Below are 18,849 nucleotides of genomic sequence, written 5' to 3' on the forward strand. Positions count from 1 at the left end.
TTTCCCGGTCCCCCAACATGTTCAAGTGGTTCGCAACGGCACCGGCGCAGCAGTTCGCCCAGGAGCAAGCTGATTTCATCCTGTCGCAGCTGCGCGGCTCGATGGACAAGCGCGATGCCAAGTTCACGGCGAAGGCCGAAAAGGTGCTGGTGCGCGTGGACCGCAACGCGCGCGATTTCCGCACCCGCGAACGCCTGAACTTCTACAAGAAGGCGCGCCTGGCCAACGCCTTCCTCTGGAAGCTGAAGGACGGCGGCTGCCCGCCCGAGTACGCGAAGCAGCTGACGGAGTGGCTCACGTTCCGGCTGTGATGGCCTGGCTGCGCAACGTCACCTCCTTCTTCGCGCCGGCGCCGCCTGCTCCCCCCGACTGGAAGGCGCGCGGCAACGAGGCCCTCGCGAAGGGCGACCTGGCCGAGGCCGGGCGCTGCTACCGCGAAGCCGTGCAGGCCGAACCGGCCGACCCGCTGGCCCGTGTCAACCTCGGGTTCGTGTTGCTGGAACAGGGCGCAGGCGCCCCGGCGGCGGAGAGCCTGCAGCAGGCGCTCGCGCTGCGGCGTCCTGGCGACACCTTCGTGCACGAAGCGCAGTTCCTGCTCGGACGCGCGCACCAGCAGCTGGGCGCGCCGGATGCGGCACTGGCCGCCTTCGAGGCCGCGGCCTCCGCGCAGGCCGCATTCGCCGAACCGCTGGAAGCGGCCGTGCGGCTGTTGCACCAGGCCGGCCGCCACGAAGAGGCGCTCGGCTACAGCCGCCGCCTGGCCGCCTTGCGGCCGGCCGAAGGGACGCTGCTGCAGGCGCAGGAGCTGGTTGCCCTGGGCCGTGCGCACGAAGCCGGAAAGCTGCTGGACGAGGTGCTGGCGCAGGCGCCGGACCAGCCCGCGGCCTGGTTCCTGCGCGGCGAGGCCCAGCAGGCCACCGGCGAGCACGAAGCCGCGCTGCGTTCCTTCGAGCGCGCCGTGGCGCTCGGCGGCCCGGACCCGGATGTCTTCGTGCAGGCCGCGAACTCGCTGCGCGCGCTGCACCGCGAGGAAGAAGCGCTGTCCCTGCTGGAGCAGGCCCTGGCCTCGCAGCCCGGTCACCAAGCTGTGCACTCCACCCGCGCTGCCGTGATGCTCGACCTCGATCGCCTCGAGGAAGCCGCCGCCGCCGCCCGCGCCGGACTGGCGCACCATCCGCAGGACGCCAACCTGCACTGGCAGCTCGCCAACGCCTTGCTGCTGGCGGGCGACTTCCAGGCGGGCTGGGTGGAGCATGAATGGCGCTGGCATACATCGAGCCGCAAGAACCAGGCACCGCTGCCCGACTTCGGCCGACCGCGCTGGACCGGCGCAGAGGACATTTCCGGCAGCACCATCCTGTTGTTTGCCGAACAGGGTTTCGGCGACACCATCCAGTTCCTGCGCTACGTGCCGCTGGTGGCGGCGCGCGCGGCGTCCGTGCTGGTGCACGTCTCGCTGGGCGTCCACTCGCTCGTGCAGCAGGCGGGGCTGCCCGCCAATTGCGTGGTGGTCCCCCCAGGAGCGCCGCTGCCGCGGTTCGACTGGTACTGCCCGCTCATGAGCCTGCCGCTGGCGTTCGGCTCCGGCGAACAGGACTTGCCGCGAGCGGTCCCCTACCTGCCCCACGACGCCACGCGTGCCGAGGCCTGGCGGGCGCGGCTGGACGATGGCAGTGGCGACCTGCGGGTCGGCCTGGTCTGGTCCGGCAACCCGGGCCATGGCGATGACCGCCGGCGCTCCATTCCGCTGCATGCCATGCGCGCGCTGGAAACTCCTGGCGTCCGCTTCGTCAGCCTGCAGCCCGAGGTGCGCGAGAGCGACCAGGCGGTGCTGCGGGACTGGGCCGGCCTCGCGCCGGCCGGCGCGGAGCTGCGCGATTTCAACGACACCGCGGCCCTGCTGAATGCGCTGGACCTCGTGATCACTGTCGATACCAGCGTGGCGCACCTGGCCGGCGCGCTCGGCAGGCCGCTGTGGATCCTGCTGCCCCGCTCGCCGGACTGGCGCTGGATGCTGGAGCGCGAAGACTCGCCCTGGTATCCGAGCGCGCGCCTGCTGCGGCAGCAGGACGCGGACGGCTGGCCCCCGGTGCTGGCGCGCGTGCGCGGCGAGCTCGCCGCGCTGGTGCAGCAGCGGCGAACCGGGGAGGCCCGCTGATGCGAGCACTTTTCGGCCGGCTGCTGGGCCGCAACACGCCGCCGGTGCCGGCGCCCACGCCCACGCCCACGCCCACGCCCGAATCCCAGGCTGCGCACCTGCAGGCAGGCAACGCCGCGCTGGCCGCGGGTGACCTGGCGGCGGCCGGCAAGCACTACCGCGCCGCCGTGAGGCAGGCGCCCGGCGATGCCATGGCGCACCTGAACCTCGGCTACGTGCTGCTGGAGCAGGGCCAGCTCGATGTCGCCCGCGACAGCCTCGAGAAGGCCGTTGCGCTGGGCGGCGGCGCCGATGCGCACTACCTGCTCGGGCAGGCCCACGCCGCCCGCGGCGATTGGGCGGAGGCCCGCGCGAGCCATCGCCGCGCCGTCGACGCCCGCGCCGACTTCGGCTTTGCATGGAAGGACCTGGGCGTGGCCTGCGAGCAGCTGGGCGATGCACCGGCGGCGCTGGACGCCTACGAGCGCGCGAGCCGCCACGCCCCGGACCTGGTCGACGCCCTGGGCGGCCGCGCCCGCATGCTGCTGCAACTCGGACGCCACGCGGATGCGCTGCAAAGCGCCAGGGCGTGGAGCGAGCGGGCGCCCGAGGACTGGAGCGCGCACTTCGTGCATGCGCAGGCCCTGCAGGCCCTCGGTCACGACGCCGAAGCCCTGCCCGTGCTGGACCGGGCGCAGCAGCTGGCCCCCGGACACGCCTACGTGGCCTACACGCGGGCCAACGGCCTGTTCCGCCTGCAGCGTTTTGCCGAAGCTGCCGAAGCTTATGCGCAGGCCGTGGCGGCGGCGCCGGAGTGGGCCGATGCCTGGGCCAACCACGCCGTCGCGCTCGACCGCCTCAAGCGCTACGACGAGGCCATCGCCTCGCTGGACCGGGCTCTTGGCCTGGAGCCGGCGCACCGCAACGCGCTCTACATGCGCTCGATGCTGCTGCTGTACGCGCAGCGCGAGCCGGAGGCGCTGGCAAGCCTGGAGCGCCTGAAGGCCGCCTACCCGGGCGACGCCCGGGTCGAATGGGACTACGGCTTCGGCCACCTGCTGGCCGGCCGCATGCAGGAGGGTTGGCCCGCCTTCGAGGCGCGCTGGCGCACGGCGGACATCGGCGTGGCGCTGCAGCGCCACCCCTTCCGCGAACCGCTGTGGACCGGGCAGCCGCTGCGCGGCAAGTCCATCCTGCTCTATCCCGAGCAGGGCTATGGCGACGTGCTGCAGTTCATCCGCTTCGTGCCCGCCTTGGAGCAGGCTGGCGCGCGCGTGCTGGTGTGGGTGCCGGAACCCCTGGTGGGGCTGGTCGCCACGGTATCGCCGAACTGCGTGGTGGGCAGCAAGCTGGAAGCGCTGCCGCCCTTCGACTTCCAGTGCCCGATCATGAGCCTGCCGCTGGCGCTGGGAACGACGCTGGAGACCTTGCCGGCGGCCGTGCCCTACCTGCACGCCGACGCCCAGCGTCGCAGCGCCTGGGCCGGGCAGCTGGGCCCGCGTCGGGGCTTGCGCGTGGGCGTGGTCTGGTCCGGCAACCCGGCGCAGAAGAACGACCACAACCGCTCGATGCCGCTGGCGCAGTTCCGTGGACTGGCCGTGCCCGGCGTCGAATTCGTGAGCCTGCTGAACGTGGTGCAGCCGCGCGACCAGGCGGCGTTGCGCGAATGGCGCGAGCTGCGCCACTTCGGCGAGGACCTGAAGACCTTCAGCGATTCGGCGGCGCTGGCCGCCGAGATGGACCTTGTGATCACGGTCTGCACCAGCGGCGCCCACCTCGCGGGCGCGCTGGGCCTGCCGACGTGGGTGCTGCTGGCGCAGCGCGCCGACTGGCGCTGGCTGTTGCATCGCGAGGATTCGCCCTGGTATCCGAGCGCCCGCCTGTTCCGGCAGGACGGTACGGGCGACTGGGCGCCGGTGATAGCCCGGGTGCGCGAAGAGCTTGCCCGCCGCGCGGCTTCCTGACCTGCCTCAGAGCCCCAGCATCAGCTTCAGGTTCTGCACTGCCGCGCCGCTGGCGCCCTTGCCCAGGTTGTCCAGCCGGGCGACCAGCACGGCATGCGCGTAGTCCATGTTGTGGTACACGCGCAGCTCCATCTTGTTGGTGTCGTTCAGCGCCAGCGGATCCAGCTTGCCGTCGGCGGTGGGCTCCTGCACGGTCACCCATTCGCTGCCCTGGTAGTGGCGGCGCAGCACCGACTCCAGGTCCTGCGGCGTCGGCTTGCCGGGCAAGGTGTTCAGGTGCAGCGGCAACTCCACCAGCATGCCCTGGCGGAAATTGCCCACGGCGGGGATGAACAGCGGCCGGCGGACCATGCCGGTGTACTTCATGATCTCCGGCAGGTGCTTGTGCTTCAGGCCCAGCGCGTAGACCTCGTAGGCCGGCGCACTGCCGGACTCGTAGGCCTCGATCATCGTGCGGCCGCCGCCCGAATAGCCGCTCACCGAAGGCAGCACCACGGGGTAGTCGTTCGGCAGCACGCCGGCGTCCACCAGGGGGCGCAGCAGCGCAATGGCCCCGGTGGCGTAGCAGCCGGGGTTGCTGACCCGTTCGGCCTTGATGACGGCCTCGCGCTGGCCCGGGGCCAGCTCGGGGAAGCCGAACACCCAGCCCTCGGCGGTGCGGTGCGCCGTCGAGGCGTCGATGATGCGCGGCTTCTTCCCGCCGGCCCGGCCGATCTCTTCGATCATCGCGGCCGACTCGCGGGCGGCGTCGTCGTGCAGGCAGAAGATGACCAGGTCCACGCCCGCCATCAGCTCGCGCTTGGCGGCCGGGTCCTTGCGCTTCTCGGGCGCGATGCTGACCAGCTCGATCTGGGGCATCGCGGCCAGCCGTTCGCGGATCTGCAGGCCGGTGGTGCCGGCCTCGCCGTCAATGAAGACCTTGGGCATGCTCGTTCCTGAAATGACTGCTGAAACGCACTCTAAACCCTGCTGGATTGTTGTGCATTGCAGCATGATACATTTGAACCCCCGCGCACCGCGCCCGGCCTGGACAATGCGCCCCGCCTGAGCCGCTGCCACCCCCCGATTTTCAGACTCTCGAGAGAACACCTCAATGAAGATTCACGAGTATCAAGGCAAGGAGATCTTGCGCAACTTCGGCGTGCCCGTTCCGCGCGGCATCCCGGCGTTTACCGTGCAGGAAGCCGTCGAAGCCGCCCAGAAGCTGGGCGGCCCGGTGTGGGTCGTGAAGGCGCAGATCCACGCCGGCGGCCGCGGCAAGGGCGGCGGCGTCAAGGTCGCCAAGACCGTGGACGACGTCAAGGCGCTGGCCGGCCAGATCCTGGGCATGCAGCTGAAGACGCACCAGACCGGCCCCGAAGGCCAGAAGGTCCGTCGCCTCTACATCGAGGACGGCGCGGACATCCAGAAGGAGTACTACCTGTCCGCCGTGACCGACCGCGGCACGCAGAAGGTGGCCTTCATCGCCTCCAGCGAAGGCGGCATGGACATCGAGGAAGTGGCCCACTCCACTCCCGAGAAGATCGTCAAGATCTTCGTCGACCCGCTGGTTGGCTTCACGCAGGCCCTGGGCGAAGAACTGGGCAAGGGCATCGGCATGCCGGCCGACTCGATGGCGCAGTTCGTCGACATCTGCCAGAAGCTCTACAAGTGCTACATGGACACGGACGCGTCCCTGGTGGAAATCAACCCGTTGAACCGCGACTCCAAGGGCAAGGTCGTCGCCCTGGACGCCAAGTTCAACTTCGACTCCAACGCGCTGTTCCGCCACCCCGAGATCGTGGCCCTGCGTGACCTGGACGAAGAAGACCCGGCCGAAATCGAAGCCTCCAAGTTCGACCTGGCCTACATCTCGCTGGACGGCAACATCGGCTGCCTGGTGAACGGCGCGGGCCTGGCCATGGCGACCATGGACACCATCAAGCTGTTCGGCGCCGAGCCGGCCAACTTCCTCGACGTGGGCGGCGGCGCCACCCCCGAGAAGGTGACCGAAGCCTTCAAGATCATGCTGAAGAACAAGAAGGTCGAGGCCATCCTGGTCAACATCTTCGGCGGCATCATGAAGTGCGACACCATCGCCACCGGCGTCATCACCGCCTGCAAGGCCGTGAACCTGAACGTCCCGCTCGTCGTGCGCATGAAGGGCACCAACGAGGAACTGGGCAAGAAGATGCTGGCCGAGAGCGGCCTGCCGATCATCAGCGCGGACACGATGGCGGAAGCCGCGCAAAAAGTCGTCGCCGCTGTGAAGAAGGCCTGAGGTAAACAGACATGTCGATCTACATCAACAAGGACACCAAGGTCATCACCCAGGGCATCACGGGCAAGACCGGCCAGTTCCACACCGAGAAGTGCCAGGAATACGCGAACGGCAAGAACTGCTTCGTGGCCGGCGTGAACCCCAAGAAGGCGGGCGAGTCCATCTTCAACATCCCGATCTACGCATCGGTGAAGGAAGCCGCCACGCAGACCGGTGCGACCGTGTCCGTGATCTACGTGCCGCCGGCGGGCGCTGCTGCGGCCATCTGGGAGGCGGTCGAAGCCGACCTGGACCTGGCCATCTGCATCACCGAAGGCATCCCGGTGCGGGACATGCTGGAAGTGCGCAACAAGATGAAGGCCAAGGAAGCCAAGGGCGGCAAGAAGACGCTGCTGCTGGGCCCCAACTGCCCTGGCCTGATCACGCCCGACGAGATCAAGATCGGCATCATGCCCGGCCACATCCACAAGAAGGGCCGCATCGGCGTGGTGTCGCGTTCCGGCACGCTGACGTATGAAGCCGTGGCGCAGCTCACCGAGCTGGGCATCGGCCAGTCGTCCGCCGTCGGCATCGGTGGCGACCCGATCAACGGCCTGAAGCACATCGACGTGATGAAGGCCTTCAACGACGATCCGGACACCGACGCCGTCATCATGATCGGCGAGATCGGCGGCCCCGACGAGGCGGACGCCGCCCGCTGGTGCAAGGACAACATGAAGAAGCCGATCGTGGGCTTCATCGCCGGCGTCACGGCGCCCCCCGGCAAGCGCATGGGCCACGCCGGCGCGCTGATCTCCGGCGGCGCCGACACCGCCGACGCCAAGCTCGCCATCATGGAGGAGTGCGGATTCAAGGTGACGCGCAACCCGTCGGAGATGGGCAAGCTGCTGAAGGCCATGCTGTAAGCGGCTTCTAGCCTCGCGAACAAGCCGGCCGCCCGCCAGGGCCGCCGGCTTTTTCGTGCCCGCATGCACGATTGCAACAGAATGTAGGCCCAGCGTGCGAAAGTCGCTTGTGGGTACGAAAGGCCTCTGCTACCGTCACCCGCCTGGAGTCCTGCGCCCTTTGGAGGTGTACGGGGACGTTGCTGTCGGTTAACTTCAAGGGGCGTCCCGGCCAAGCCGGGCAAGGGGCTGCATTGTGAGCACTTCGTCATCCGCCACGCGTGGCAAGTTCTGGCGCACCGACTGGTTCGTGGGCGTGCTCGTCGTCGTCGCGGTGCTGGTCCTGCACTGGTCCACCGATCTCTTCGCCACCCTCGACCGCCGCTTCTACGACTACGCCAGCACGCAAAGCAGCCGCCAGCCCAGTGACAAGATCGCGATCATCGCCATCGACGACCAGAGCCTCGCCAACATCGGGCGCTGGCCGTGGCCGCGCGACGTGCAGGCCGAACTGATCGACAAGCTTTCCGCCGCCAAGGCCAAGACCATCGTCAACACGGTGTTCTTCTTCGAGCCGCAGGTGGACCGCGGCCTGCCCTGGATCCGCAAGATCAAGCAGGCGCTGCCGGGCGATGCCACCGATGCCGGCAAGATCATCGCGGACGCCGAGCAGGCGCTCGATACCGACGCCAAGCTTGCCGCCAGCATGCAGAAGGCCGGCAACGTGCTGACGCCTTCGGTGTTCGTGCTGGGCGAGCCGCAGGGACGGCCGGACAAGCCGCTGCCGCCCGCTGCGCTCAAGTCCGCGCTGGACGAGAACAAGGGCTACTCCGAGCCCACCGTCAGCACGCAGCAGCCGCTGGACGCCATCGCCAATGCGGCGGCCGGCGTCGGCCACCTGAACCAGCTCAATGACGCCGACGGCACGGTCCGCTCCGAGCCGCTGCTGGTCAACTACTACGGCAAGGCCGTGCCCTCGCTGGCGCTGCTGGCAGCCGCGAAGAGCCTCAACCTCGGCCCGGGCGACATCCGCCTGAACGCCGGCGAGTCGGTGCAGCTCGGGAAGCTGCGGGTGAAGACCGACGACATGGCGCACATGCGCCCGCAGTTCTACAAGGTGCGCGATGGCAAGTTCCCCTTCGCGATCGATTCCTTCTACGACGTGCTGAGCGGCAAGATCCCGGCCTCCAAGTACGCCGACAAGATCGTGCTGATCGGCCCCACGGCCGCCGGCCTGGGCAGCTCCTTCCCGACGCCGGGCTACAGCGGCATGACGCCGGTGGAGCTCCTGGCCCAGACCACCTCCAGCATCCTGTCGGAACACTTCATCGTGCAGCCGGCGTGGGGCCACGGCCTGATGGCCGCGGCGCTGCTGCTGGTGGCCGGGTACATCGTCTTCCTGCTGCCGCGCCTGTCGGCCGGCATGGCCGGCGCCGTGACCGCCGGCGCCTTCGTGGTGCTGGTGGGCGCCGAGTACGCGATGCTTTCCAGCTCCGGCGTCTGGCTGCAGTTGGTCCTGCCGGCGGCGGTGCTGCTGATCGGGCACCTGGCGCTGACCACCAAGCGCTTCCTCGTCACCGAAGCCGGCAAGGTGAAGGCCGATGAAGAGTCCGCCGAGACCAACCGCATGATGGGCCTGGCGCTGCAAGGCCAGGGCCAGCTGGACATGGCCTTCGACCGCTTCCGCCGCGTGCCGCTGAACGACGAGGTCATGGCCAACCTGTACAACCTGGCGCTGGACTTCGAGCGCAAGCGCCAGTTCAACAAGGCGCAGGCGGTGTACGAGCACATGGCCAGCTTCAACCCGAAGTACAAGGACCTCGAGTCCAAGCTCACGCGGGCCAAGAACCTGTCGGAGACGGTCATCCTCGGCGGCGGTGGCAGCCATCCTGGCGGCACCATGCTGCTGGATGGCGGCGCGGTCGAAAAACCGATGCTGGGCCGCTACCAGGTCGAGAAGGAGCTGGGCAAGGGCGCCATGGGCGTCGTCTACCAGGGCCGCGATCCCAAGATCGGCCGCGTGGTGGCCATCAAGACGATGGCCCTGTCGCAGGAGTTCGAGGGCGAGGAGCTCACCGATGCGCGCGAGCGCTTCTTCCGCGAAGCCGAGACCGCGGGCCGCCTGCAGCATCAGAACATCGTGACCATCTTCGATGCCGGCGAGGAACACGACCTGGCCTACATCGCGATGGAGTTCCTCAAGGGCCGCGACCTGGTGGATCACTGCAAGGACGGCAACCTGCTGCCGGTGCCCAAGGTGCTGTCCATCGTCGCCCGGGTGGCGGAGGCGCTGGCCTATGCGCACCGGCAGAACGTCGTGCACCGCGACATCAAGCCGGCCAACATCATGTACGAGCTCGGCACCGACACCGTGAAGGTGACGGACTTCGGCATCGCGCGCATCACCGACTCCAGCAAGACCAAGACGGGCCTGGTACTGGGCACGCCCAGCTTCATGTCGCCGGAGCAGATCGCCGGCAAGAAGGTCGATGGCCGCTCGGACCTGTACTCGCTGGGCGTCATGCTGTTCCAGATGCTCACCGGCGTGCTGCCCTTCCGCGGCGACTCGATGGCGGAGCTGATGTACAAGATCGCCAACGAGGAGGCGCCCGAGCTGCGCATGTTGCGCCCGGACCTGCCGCCGCAACTGGCTGCCGTCGTCGCGCGTGCCCTGGCCAAGAAGCCGGAGCTGCGCTACCAGGACGGCGAAAGCCTGGCCCAGGACCTGAAGGCGGTGGCCGCCATGCTGGCCGGGGGCCCGGCAGTCGCCGCCGCCCAGCCGGCCATGGCGACCGTCCAGCCGATCGTCACCACCGCCGCGGCCGAGGCCACCCAGACCTGGCGGCCGGCCGCCACCGACGACGCGGGGGACAAGACGGTCGTGATGGCCTTCGACCGCGCGCCCGGCAGTCCGTCCGGACTGGGGGCGACATTCGCGGAAACGCAACCCGCTTTTGCTGCGACCGTGCCGGCATCGGCCATGCCCGGCTATGATGCCGTCCAGAAAGACTCAGCGGCGCCGCAGTTCGACAAGACTTCCGTGATGAACAGGCCCGGGGCGAACCCCCAGGACGGCGGTGGCAAGACTGGCCAGGAGCCTTGATCCGCGCGACCTTTATGAACTACGAGTTTTGCCTCCGCACCGACCCCGGTCTGGCGCGCGAGAACAACGAGGATTCCGTCACCTTCGACGAGCCGACCCGCCTGGGCATCCTGGCGGACGGCATGGGGGGCTACAACGCCGGCGAGATCGCCAGCGGGATGGCGACCACGTTCATCAAGTCGGAACTCGGTCGCTGGCTCGCGCAGGCGGGCCGGCACGCCAACGCACGCGAGGTGCGCCGGGCGATGGAGATCTGCGTCGACAACGCGAACCGTTCCATCTTCAACGCCGCCAATTCCAACCCGCAGTACAGCGGCATGGGCACCACACTCGTCGTGGGCGTGTTCCAGGACGGCCGCCTCATGCTCGGTCACATCGGCGACTCGCGCTGCTACCGCCTGCGCCATGGCTCGCTGGAGCAGATCACCAAGGACCACTCGCTGCTGCAGGAGCAGATGGACGCCGGCCTGATCACTCCGGAGCAGGCCGCGACCTCCACCAACAAGAACCTCGTCACGCGCGCCCTGGGCGTCGAGGATGCCGTGCTGCTCGAAGTGAACGAGCACAAGGTGGAAGCGGGCGACCTTTATCTCATGTGCTCCGACGGCCTGTCGGATATGCTGGACGACGAGGCCATCGCGCGCATCGTGGCGGCGGAGATCCCCCTGGACCAGAAGGCGGGGCAACTGATCGACGCGGCGAACGCGAATGGAGGACGGGACAATATTTCGGTGCTGCTGGCTCAAGCCAACAGCGGCTCCAAAAAGCGTGGCTTGATTTCCCGCTGGCTGGGACAATAGCCATGCTGACAAACTAGGCAGTATCAAAAAGGGATCACAGGAGTCGACATGCCGAAAATGATCGTCTCGATCGACGGTGTCGTCATCAAGGAAGTGCAGCTGACGAAGGACCGTACGACGCTGGGACGGAGGCCGTACAACGACATCGTCATCGACAACCTCGCCGTCAGCGGCGAGCACGCGGTGCTGCAGTTGACGGGCAACGAGGTCTACCTCGAAGACCTGAATTCCACGAACGGCACCTACGTGAACGGCAAGGCCGTGAAGAAGCAGTTGTTGCAGAACAACGACACGGTGGAGATCGGCAAGTACAAGATCAAGTTCATCAACGAGGCGCCCGGCGCCACGTTCGAGAAGACGATGATCATGAAGCCGGGCATGGTGCCGCCCATGCCGGCCAAGCCCGCGCCAGCCCCGGCCGGCGCACCCGCTGCAACTGGCGCCCCGGCCCCGGCCGGCGCGAGCATGAGCGGCCCGGTGCATGCCGAGATGGCCGCCATGAACGCCAGCATCAAGGTGCTGTCCGGCGCGGCCGCCGGCCGCGAGGTGCCCCTGGTCAAGGTGGTCACCACCATCGGCAAGCCGGGCGTGGCCGTCGCCGCCATCACCAAGCGCGCCCACGGCTTCGTCGTGGCGCACGTGGAAGGCGCGAACAAGCCGACGCTCAATGGCGCGGCGATCGGGCCCGAGCCGGTGACGCTGAAGAACGGGGACATGCTGGAACTGGCCGGCACCCAGATGCAATTCCTGCAGGCGGGCTGAGGCCCGCCTTTTCCACCGTCCGCTCCGCCCCCCGTGGGAGGTTGAAGCTTGCTGTCCAAGCACTGGCCACGCATCGCGATCACGCTCGTGCCGCTGATGTTCGCCCTGCTGCACGCGATGGACATCCTGCCCATCGGCGTGCTGCAGCGCCTGGACAACATCATCTACGACGCCCGGCTGCGCGCCTCGATGCCGCGCACGCTGGACGACCGTGTCGTCATCGTCGACATCGACGAGAAGAGCCTGGCGGAAGTGGGGCGCTGGCCCTGGGGCCGCAACCGGCTCGCCGACCTGGTCGATGAACTGTTCGACCGGCAGAAGATCGCCATCCTCGGTTTCGACGTGGTGTTCGCCGAGCCGGACGACAGCTCGGGCCTCAAGCGGCTGCGCCAGCTGGCGCAATCGGAACTGAAGGAGCAGCCGGCCTTCGGCGAGAAGCTGCAGCAGCTGCAGTCCACCCTGGACTACGACGCCTCCTTCGCGCGCGCGCTGAAGGACCGCCCGGTGGTCCTGGGCTACTACTTCACCACCGACCCGCGCGGCCGCACCAGCGGCGTGCTGCCCAAGCCGGTGATGGGGCCCGAGGCGCTGCATGGCCGCCCGATCAAGTTCACCCACTGGACCGGCTACGGCTCCAACATCCAGCAGCTGGCCGACGCGGCGCCCATCGCGGGCTTCTTCAATCCCATGGTGGACAAGGACGGCGTGGTGCGCGCCGTGCCGCTGGTGGCGGAGTACCAGGACAAGTACTACGAATCGCTGGCGCTGGCGATGTTCCGCATGATGATCGGCTCGCCGGTGGTGGAACCCGGCTTCGCGCAGGAGAGCCTGGCCGGGCGCAACTACCAGGGCCTGGACCACATCCGGCTGCGCCTGGGCGAACGCGTGCGGCGCATCCCGGTGGCCGAGGGCGTGACCACGCTGGTCCCTTTCCGCGGGCCCGGTGGTGTCGAAGGCGGCTCCTACCGCTACGTGTCGGCGTCCGACGTGCTGTCCAAGCGCCTGCCGGCGGACAGCCTGAAGGGCAAGATCGTGCTGGTGGGCACCACCGCGCCCGGCCTCCTGGACCTGCGGGTGACGCCGGTGGGCGAGGCTTATGCCGGCGTCGAGACGCACGCCAACCTGATCTCGGGCCTGATGGACGACCGCATCCCGATCAAGCCGGACTGGTCCCTGGGCTACGACCTGGTGATCCTGGTGGTGGCCGGCCTCACGCTGGCCATCCTGCTGCCGCTGCTCTCGGCGACCCGCGCCGTGGTCCTGAGCCTGGCCATCGGGACGGCCATCCTGGCCCTCAACTACTGGCTCTATTTCAGCTACATGTGGGCGCTGCCGCTGGCGGCCGCCCTGGCCATGGCGGGCGCGGCCTTCGCGCTGAACATGAGCTATGGCTACTTCGTCGAAAGCCGCAGCAAGCGCGAGCTGGCCAACCTGTTCGGCACCTACGTCCCCCCGGAGCTGGTGGACGAGATGGTGAAGGACCCGGAAAGCTATTCGATGAAGGCGGCCAACAAGGAGCTCACGGTGATGTTCTGCGACATGCGGGGCTTCACCAAGATGTCCGAGAAGATGGAGCCGACGCAGCTGCAGGAGCTGCTGAACGAAGTCTTCAACCGCCTCACGGACATCATCCGCGGCCAGAACCGCGGGACCATCGACAAGTACATGGGCGACTGCGTCATGGCGTTCTGGGGCGCGCCGGTCGAAACCCCCAACCACGCCACGCTGGCGGTGAAGTCCGCGGTGGAGATGTCGCGGGCGGTGCAGGAGATCAACGCCGAGAACCGCAGCAAGGGCATCCCGGAGATCGGCGTCGGCGTGGGCCTCAACACCGGCACCATGTGCGTGGGCGACATGGGCTCCGACATCCGCCGCGCCTACACGGTGATCGGCGACGCGGTGAACCTGGGCTCGCGGCTGGAAGGCCTGTCCAAGGTCTACGGCGTCGACATCGTGGTGAGCGAGACGACCCGCAAGCTGGCGCCGGAGTTCGCCTGGCTCGAACTCGATCGCGTGCGCGTGAAGGGCAAGGAGCAGGCGGTGGGCATCTTCTACCCGCTGGGCCCGGCCGACAGCCTGGACCGCGCGACGGCGGACGAGCTCAAGACCTGGAACGCCTTCCTCAAGGCCTACCGGGCCCAGGACTGGGACCAATGCGACCTTCAACTCCTGAACCTCCAGCGGATGAATGCGCAAAAGTACCTTTACGAGCTGTACTCCGAACGTGTAACGTCGATGAGGTTGCTGCCTTTCGACCCGAGCTGGGACGGCGCGACCACCTTCGAGACCAAGTAATGGGGGGCGCTGAATGAGGGTGCGGGTGCTGGGCTGTTCCGGCGCGATCGCCAGGGACTGCCGGACCACGTCGTTCCTGATCGACGGGGACGTCCTCGTGGACGCGGGCACCGGCGTGGGCGACCTCAGCCTGGAGGAGATGCGCGCCATCCGGCACGTGTTCCTCACCCACTCGCACCTCGACCACGTGGCAGCCCTGCCGCTGATGGTCGACTCCATTGCTTCGCAACTCACCGCGCCGATCCGCATCTCCGCGCTGCCCGGGACCTTGCAGGCGCTGAAGACGCACATCTTCAACAACGTCATCTGGCCCGATTTCAGCGTCATCCCCTCGCCCGAGGCACCGTTCGTGAGTTTCCACGAAGTCCACGTGGGCCAGACCCTGGAGCTGGGCGGCAAGTCCATCGAGGTGCTGCCCGCGGTGCACACGGTGCCGGCCTGCGGCTACGCCATCGCCAACGGCCAGGGCTGCTGGGTGTTCACCGGCGACACCGAGCGCAACCCCGCTTTCTGGCGGCGCATCAACCAGCTGGACGTGGCCGCGCTGGTCATCGAGACGGCCTTCTCCAACCGGGAGCAGGACCTCGCGCGCCGCAGCCTGCACCTGTCGCCGCTGGCGCTCGCCGAGGAACTGGATTGCATCGACAAGGGCAAGAAGTTCCCGATCTACATCACGCACACCAAGCCTGCCGAGACCGAGCTGATCATGGCGGAGATCCAGCGCTTCGACCAAACGCAGCCTTTCGGTCCCAACGTCGTGCATGACATCCGCTGGCTGCGGGCAGGCCAGGAATTCAAGTTATGAACGCGGTCCTCAAGAACAACAACGCCGAACAGGAATTCCTCAGCTCCCAGCAGTTGCCGCCGGACAAGCGCGGCATCTCCTTCGAGGCCCTGTTCTTCCGCCAGCTGCAGCACGTCACCACCCGCATCCACGCGACGGAGAACGTCGACGAGATCATGCTGGAGGCGAGCCAGGACATCTGCAAGCTCCTGAACGCCGACCGGCTGACGCTGTACGCCGTGAACGACGATCACACGGCGATCGTCTCCAAGATCAAGACCGGCCTCAATGCGAGCCGCGACCTGAAGCTGCCGATCAGCCCGCAGAGCGTGGCCGGCTACGTGGCGCTGACCAAGCAGATGGTCAACATCGCCGACGTCTACGACGACGAGGCGCTCAAGCGCATCCACCCCAGCCTCAGCTTCCTGAAGGAAGTGGACAAGCGCTCCGGCTATCGCACCAAGCAGATGCTGGTGGTGCCCATCCTCGATGGCGACACGCTGCACGGCGTGCTGCAGGTGATCAACAACAAGAGCGACGCGCCGTTCGGCGACCTCGAGGTCGAAGGCGCCACGCAGCTTTGCAACACGCTGGCCACGGCGATCCGCCAGCGCATGCAGCGCGCCGCCGACAGCGCGCGCCGCAAGTCGACGAAATATGATGGCCTGATCGCCGACGGCGTGCTCACGCACGAGGAACTGCAGAACGCAGTGCAGAAGGCCCGCGAGGAGTCGGAGCCGGTCGAAAAGGTGCTGATGGCGGACTACTCGATCCGCCCGGCGCAGATCGGGCCTTCGCTGTCCAAGTTCTTCGGCTTTCCCTACGAGCCCTTCAACGCCAGCCGCATCCGTTCCGAGATGTTGCAGGGTGCGCTGAAACGCGAGTTCGTCACCGAGCAGGGCTGGGTGCCGCTGGAGGAAACGCCGGAAGGCCTGGTGCTGATGTGCCTGGATCCGGAAGCGGTGCGCAGCTCGCGCATCGTGCCGCAGGTGTTCCCGCGCGCGAACAAGCTTGCCTGGCGCGTCACGACGCAGGCCGAGTTCGAGGAGACGGTGGCCCAGCTCTGGGGCGGGCCGGACATGGGCGAATCGGTCGAGGACTTGCTGGCCGACCTGAACGCGCCGATCGGCGGCGACGATGACGACGACAGCGCGCTCGAGTCCGCCGCGGCGGACAACGAGCTGGTCAAGTTCGTCAACAAGATCATCATCGACGCCTACAACCAGCGCGCCTCGGACATCCACATCGAGCCGCTGCCGGGCAAGCAGAAGACCGGCATCCGCCTGCGCATCGACGGCACGCTGATGCCTTACGTGGAAGTGCCCGCGCACTTCCGCCAGGCGCTGGTGACGCGCCTGAAGATCATGTGCGACCTCGACATCTCCGAGCGCCGCAGGCCGCAGGACGGCAAGATCAAGTTCAAGAAGTACGGGCCGCTGGACATCGAGCTGCGCGTCGCGACCATTCCTTCCGCCGGCGGCGTCGAGGACATCGTGATGCGGATCCTGGCCGCCGGCGAGCCGATCCCGCTGGAGAAGCTGGGGCTCACCACGCACAACAAGGAGCGGCTGGAGCAGACGGTCAGCAAGCCCTATGGCCTGTTCTATGTCTGTGGCCCCACGGGTTCGGGCAAGACGACCACGCTGCACTCCATCCTGAAGTTCCTCAACACGCCGGAAACCAAGATCTGGACGGCGGAGGATCCGGTGGAAATCACGCAGAAGGGCCTGCGCCAGGTGCAGGTGAACAAGAAGGCCGGCATCGACTTCGCGCTGGTGATGCGCGCCTTCCTGCGCGCCGACCCGGACATCATCATGGTGGGCGAGTCGCGCGACAAGGAAACCGTGTCCATGGGCGTGGAAGCCTCGCTCACCGGCCACCTGGTGTTCTCCACGCTGCACACCAACTCCGCGCCGGAGTCCATCACCCGCCTGCTGGACATGGGGATGGACCCGTTCAACTTCGCCGACGCCCTGCTCGGCATCCTGGCGCAGCGCCTGGCCAAGCGCCTGTGCGAGTGCAAGGAGTCGTACACGCCTTCGCAGGAGGAACTGCGCAGCTTCATCAAGGAGTACGCGCAGGACCTGCAGCACACGGGCCCCTGGACGGTCGATTTCGGCGGCGAGTCGCAGAAGCTCTACGAGACCTGGGTCGAGAACTACGGCCAGGACGGCAACCTGAAGTTCTATCGCGCCGTCGGCTGCGAGAAGTGCAACAAGACCGGCTACAAGGGCCGGGTCGGCCTGCATGAACTGCTGGTCGCCGACGACGACGTCAAGAAATTGATCCAGGAGCGGGCCCGGGTGGCCGACCTGTTCCAGCAGTCCGTCGCCAGCGGCATGCGCACGCTGAAGATGGACGGCATGGAAAAGATCATGATGGGCCTGACCGACCTGAAGCAGGTCCGTTCGGTCTGCATCAAATAGTCACCTCGGACACGATTTGTCCGGCAGCGCGGCCGGAAAGTGTCACTCCGGGGTGGTCGAGCGTGACTTTCTTCACGCTCAGACACATGGCACGGCGCTTGCGGAATCTTCTCCGCTTCGCACACACATATTTCTGGAGGTATTCATGAAGCGTCAACTGCAACAGGGCTTTACCCTGATCGAACTGATGATCGTGGTCGCGATCATCGGTATCCTGGCTGCCGTGGCCCTGCCCGCGTACCAGGACTACACCAAGCGCGCCAAGATGTCGGAAGTGGTCCTGGCCGCCTCCGCTTGCCGCACGACCATCACCGAGGTGTACCAGTCCGGCTCGAGCACGCCGTCCGCCGACGGCTGGGGCTGCGAATCTTCTTCGCAGACCAGCAAGTACGTCGCCGCTGTGCACACCGACTCGATCGGCACGATCAGCGTGACGGCCACCGGTTTCAGCGACAACAACATCGACTCCAAGATCGTCCAGCTGATCCCCTACCAAGACGCCTCGACCACCAAGAACCCGGCTTCCAACGGCCACATGGGCTCCCCGGTGTTCAAGTGGGTCTGCGGCCCGGCTACGACCAACGGCATCCAGGCCAAGTTCCTGCCCGGCTCCTGCCGCGGCTGATCCAGCACGCAGCAATAGCGAAAGAGCGGCTTCGGCCGCTCTTTTTTTTGACTATCAAGCCCGATCTGGTCGACAAAGATGTCACCTCCAGGCGCTGAGCGTCAGAAGCGGGTCGGTGGGCGGCCGTTTGTCTGCGAAAAATCCACGCCTATCGCTGGCACAGCGATTGCACTACCCACCTGCTTTTCGCAACAACGGAGGTTACTCATGAAGCGTCAACTGCAACAGGGCTTCACCCTGATCGAACTGATGATCGTGGTCGCGATCATCGGTATCCTGGCTGCCGTGGCCCTGCCCGCGTACCAGGACTACACCAAGCGCGCCAAGATGTCGGAAGTGGTCCTGGCCGCCTCCGCTTGCCGCACGACCATCACCGAGGTGTACCAGTCCGGCTCGAGCACGCCGTCCGCCGACGGCTGGGGCTGCGAATCTTCTTCGCAGACCAGCAAGTACGTCGCCGCTGTGCACACCGACTCGATCGGCACGATCAGCGTGACGGCCACCGGCTTCAGCGACAACAACATCGACTCCAAGATCGTCCAGCTGGTCCCCTACCAGGACGCCTCGACCACGAAGAACCCGGCTTCCAACGGCCACATGGGCTCCCCGGTGTTCAAGTGGGTCTGCGGCCCCGCTGGCACCAACGGCATCCAGGCCAAGTTCCTGCCCGGCTCCTGCCGCGGCTGATCCAGCGCCAGCAGATTGCGACAGAGCGGCTTCGGCCGCTCTTTTTTATGGTGCGCCCGCGACGCTGGCCCGACAGATTCACGCCGGCGATGGCATGGCGCTTGCAGCGAGTCCTCGCTTGC

General features: G+C 67.3%; 14 protein-coding genes. 13 read left to right on the forward strand and 1 reads right to left on the reverse strand.

All coding sequences use genetic code 11. The features are described 5' to 3' along the window. The first annotated feature begins 17 nt into the window (after positions 1-17). Genes HHL11_RS02910 through HHL11_RS02920 form a run of 3 tightly spaced genes read left to right on the forward strand, consistent with a single transcriptional unit; the run spans position 18 to position 4,101 of the window. Positions 18-311, forward strand: coding sequence for a hypothetical protein (locus HHL11_RS02910; protein ID WP_169416946.1), 294 nt, complete (start codon positions 18-20; stop codon positions 309-311). After that, a complete protein-coding gene (locus HHL11_RS02915; RefSeq protein WP_169416947.1) occupies positions 311-2,158 on the forward strand; it encodes a tetratricopeptide repeat protein in 1,848 nt (615 codons plus the stop codon). The genes HHL11_RS02910 and HHL11_RS02915 overlap by 1 nt, the downstream gene beginning before the upstream one ends. Further along, complete coding sequence (locus tag HHL11_RS02920; protein WP_169416948.1) at positions 2,158-4,101, forward strand: tetratricopeptide repeat protein; 1,944 nt, start codon at positions 2,158-2,160, stop codon at positions 4,099-4,101. Before HHL11_RS02915 ends, HHL11_RS02920 begins: the two co-directional genes overlap by 1 nt. Positions 4,102-4,107: 6 nt before the next feature. Here HHL11_RS02920 and argC read toward each other — a convergent pair whose 3' ends face one another. After that, on the reverse strand, positions 4,108-5,028 hold the full coding sequence (gene argC / locus HHL11_RS02925) for an N-acetyl-gamma-glutamyl-phosphate reductase (protein WP_169416949.1): 921 nt from the start codon (positions 5,026-5,028) through the stop codon (positions 4,108-4,110). A 166-nt stretch (positions 5,029-5,194) separates the two neighbouring features. Here argC and sucC point away from each other — a divergent pair, with 166 nt between their 5' ends. The 10 genes from sucC (at position 5,195) to HHL11_RS02975 (ending at position 18,727) form a co-directional block, all read left to right on the forward strand. Beyond that, the gene (sucC, locus tag HHL11_RS02930; protein ID WP_169416950.1) at positions 5,195-6,361 is read left to right on the forward strand and encodes an ADP-forming succinate--CoA ligase subunit beta; all 1,167 of its coding nucleotides are present in this window, start codon (positions 5,195-5,197) and stop codon (positions 6,359-6,361) included. An 11-nt stretch (positions 6,362-6,372) separates the two neighbouring features. Beyond that, positions 6,373-7,266 (forward strand): succinate--CoA ligase subunit alpha, encoded by an 894-nt coding sequence (gene sucD / locus HHL11_RS02935; protein ID WP_169416951.1) that lies wholly within the window; start codon positions 6,373-6,375, stop codon positions 7,264-7,266. Between the two features lie 235 nt (positions 7,267-7,501). Further along, positions 7,502-10,348, forward strand: a complete 2,847-nt coding sequence (locus tag HHL11_RS02940) for a protein kinase domain-containing protein (protein ID WP_169416952.1) — start codon at positions 7,502-7,504, stop codon at positions 10,346-10,348. Between the two features lie 14 nt (positions 10,349-10,362). Then, the gene (locus tag HHL11_RS02945; protein WP_169419890.1) at positions 10,363-11,148 is read left to right on the forward strand and encodes a Stp1/IreP family PP2C-type Ser/Thr phosphatase; all 786 of its coding nucleotides are present in this window, start codon (positions 10,363-10,365) and stop codon (positions 11,146-11,148) included. Between the two features lie 48 nt (positions 11,149-11,196). Continuing rightward, positions 11,197-11,910, forward strand: coding sequence for an FHA domain-containing protein (locus HHL11_RS02950; protein ID WP_169416953.1), 714 nt, complete (start codon positions 11,197-11,199; stop codon positions 11,908-11,910). A 96-nt stretch (positions 11,911-12,006) separates the two neighbouring features. Further along, the gene (locus HHL11_RS02955; RefSeq protein ID WP_169419891.1) at positions 12,007-14,205 is read left to right on the forward strand and encodes a CHASE2 domain-containing protein; all 2,199 of its coding nucleotides are present in this window, start codon (positions 12,007-12,009) and stop codon (positions 14,203-14,205) included. 13 nt (positions 14,206-14,218) lie between these two features. Continuing rightward, positions 14,219-15,010, forward strand: coding sequence for a 3',5'-cyclic-nucleotide phosphodiesterase (locus HHL11_RS02960; RefSeq protein WP_169416954.1), 792 nt, complete (start codon positions 14,219-14,221; stop codon positions 15,008-15,010). After that, the gene (locus tag HHL11_RS02965; protein ID WP_169416955.1) at positions 15,007-17,415 is read left to right on the forward strand and encodes a GspE/PulE family protein; all 2,409 of its coding nucleotides are present in this window, start codon (positions 15,007-15,009) and stop codon (positions 17,413-17,415) included. The genes HHL11_RS02960 and HHL11_RS02965 overlap by 4 nt, the downstream gene beginning before the upstream one ends. A gap of 145 nt (positions 17,416-17,560) precedes the next feature. Continuing rightward, positions 17,561-18,040 (forward strand): pilin, encoded by a 480-nt coding sequence (locus HHL11_RS02970; protein WP_169416956.1) that lies wholly within the window; start codon positions 17,561-17,563, stop codon positions 18,038-18,040. Positions 18,041-18,247: 207 nt separating this feature from the next. After that, positions 18,248-18,727 (forward strand): pilin, encoded by a 480-nt coding sequence (locus HHL11_RS02975; RefSeq protein WP_169416957.1) that lies wholly within the window; start codon positions 18,248-18,250, stop codon positions 18,725-18,727. Positions 18,728-18,849: the final 122 nt, after the last annotated feature.

Source organism: Ramlibacter agri, from assembly GCF_012927085.1.
Classification (GTDB): domain Bacteria; phylum Pseudomonadota; class Gammaproteobacteria; order Burkholderiales; family Burkholderiaceae_C; genus Ramlibacter; species Ramlibacter agri.

Excerpts from the sequence above, each read along its gene's own strand:
- HHL11_RS02910 (WP_169416946.1), top strand. The coding sequence starts at position 18 with ATGTTCAAGTGGTTCGCAACGGCACCGGCGCAGCAGTTCGCCCAGGAG.
- HHL11_RS02915 (WP_169416947.1), top strand. The coding sequence starts at position 311 with ATGGCCTGGCTGCGCAACGTCACCTCCTTCTTCGCGCCGGCGCCGCCT.
- HHL11_RS02920 (WP_169416948.1), top strand. The coding sequence starts at position 2,158 with ATGCGAGCACTTTTCGGCCGGCTGCTGGGCCGCAACACGCCGCCGGTG.
- argC (WP_169416949.1), bottom strand. The coding sequence starts at position 5,028 with ATGCCCAAGGTCTTCATTGACGGCGAGGCCGGCACCACCGGCCTGCAG.
- sucC (WP_169416950.1), top strand. The coding sequence starts at position 5,195 with ATGAAGATTCACGAGTATCAAGGCAAGGAGATCTTGCGCAACTTCGGC.
- sucD (WP_169416951.1), top strand. The coding sequence starts at position 6,373 with ATGTCGATCTACATCAACAAGGACACCAAGGTCATCACCCAGGGCATC.
- HHL11_RS02945 (WP_169419890.1), top strand. The coding sequence starts at position 10,363 with ATGAACTACGAGTTTTGCCTCCGCACCGACCCCGGTCTGGCGCGCGAG.
- HHL11_RS02950 (WP_169416953.1), top strand. The coding sequence starts at position 11,197 with ATGCCGAAAATGATCGTCTCGATCGACGGTGTCGTCATCAAGGAAGTG.
- HHL11_RS02955 (WP_169419891.1), top strand. The coding sequence starts at position 12,007 with ATGTTCGCCCTGCTGCACGCGATGGACATCCTGCCCATCGGCGTGCTG.
- HHL11_RS02960 (WP_169416954.1), top strand. The coding sequence starts at position 14,219 with ATGAGGGTGCGGGTGCTGGGCTGTTCCGGCGCGATCGCCAGGGACTGC.
- HHL11_RS02965 (WP_169416955.1), top strand. The coding sequence starts at position 15,007 with ATGAACGCGGTCCTCAAGAACAACAACGCCGAACAGGAATTCCTCAGC.
- HHL11_RS02970 (WP_169416956.1), top strand. The coding sequence starts at position 17,561 with ATGAAGCGTCAACTGCAACAGGGCTTTACCCTGATCGAACTGATGATC.
- HHL11_RS02975 (WP_169416957.1), top strand. The coding sequence starts at position 18,248 with ATGAAGCGTCAACTGCAACAGGGCTTCACCCTGATCGAACTGATGATC.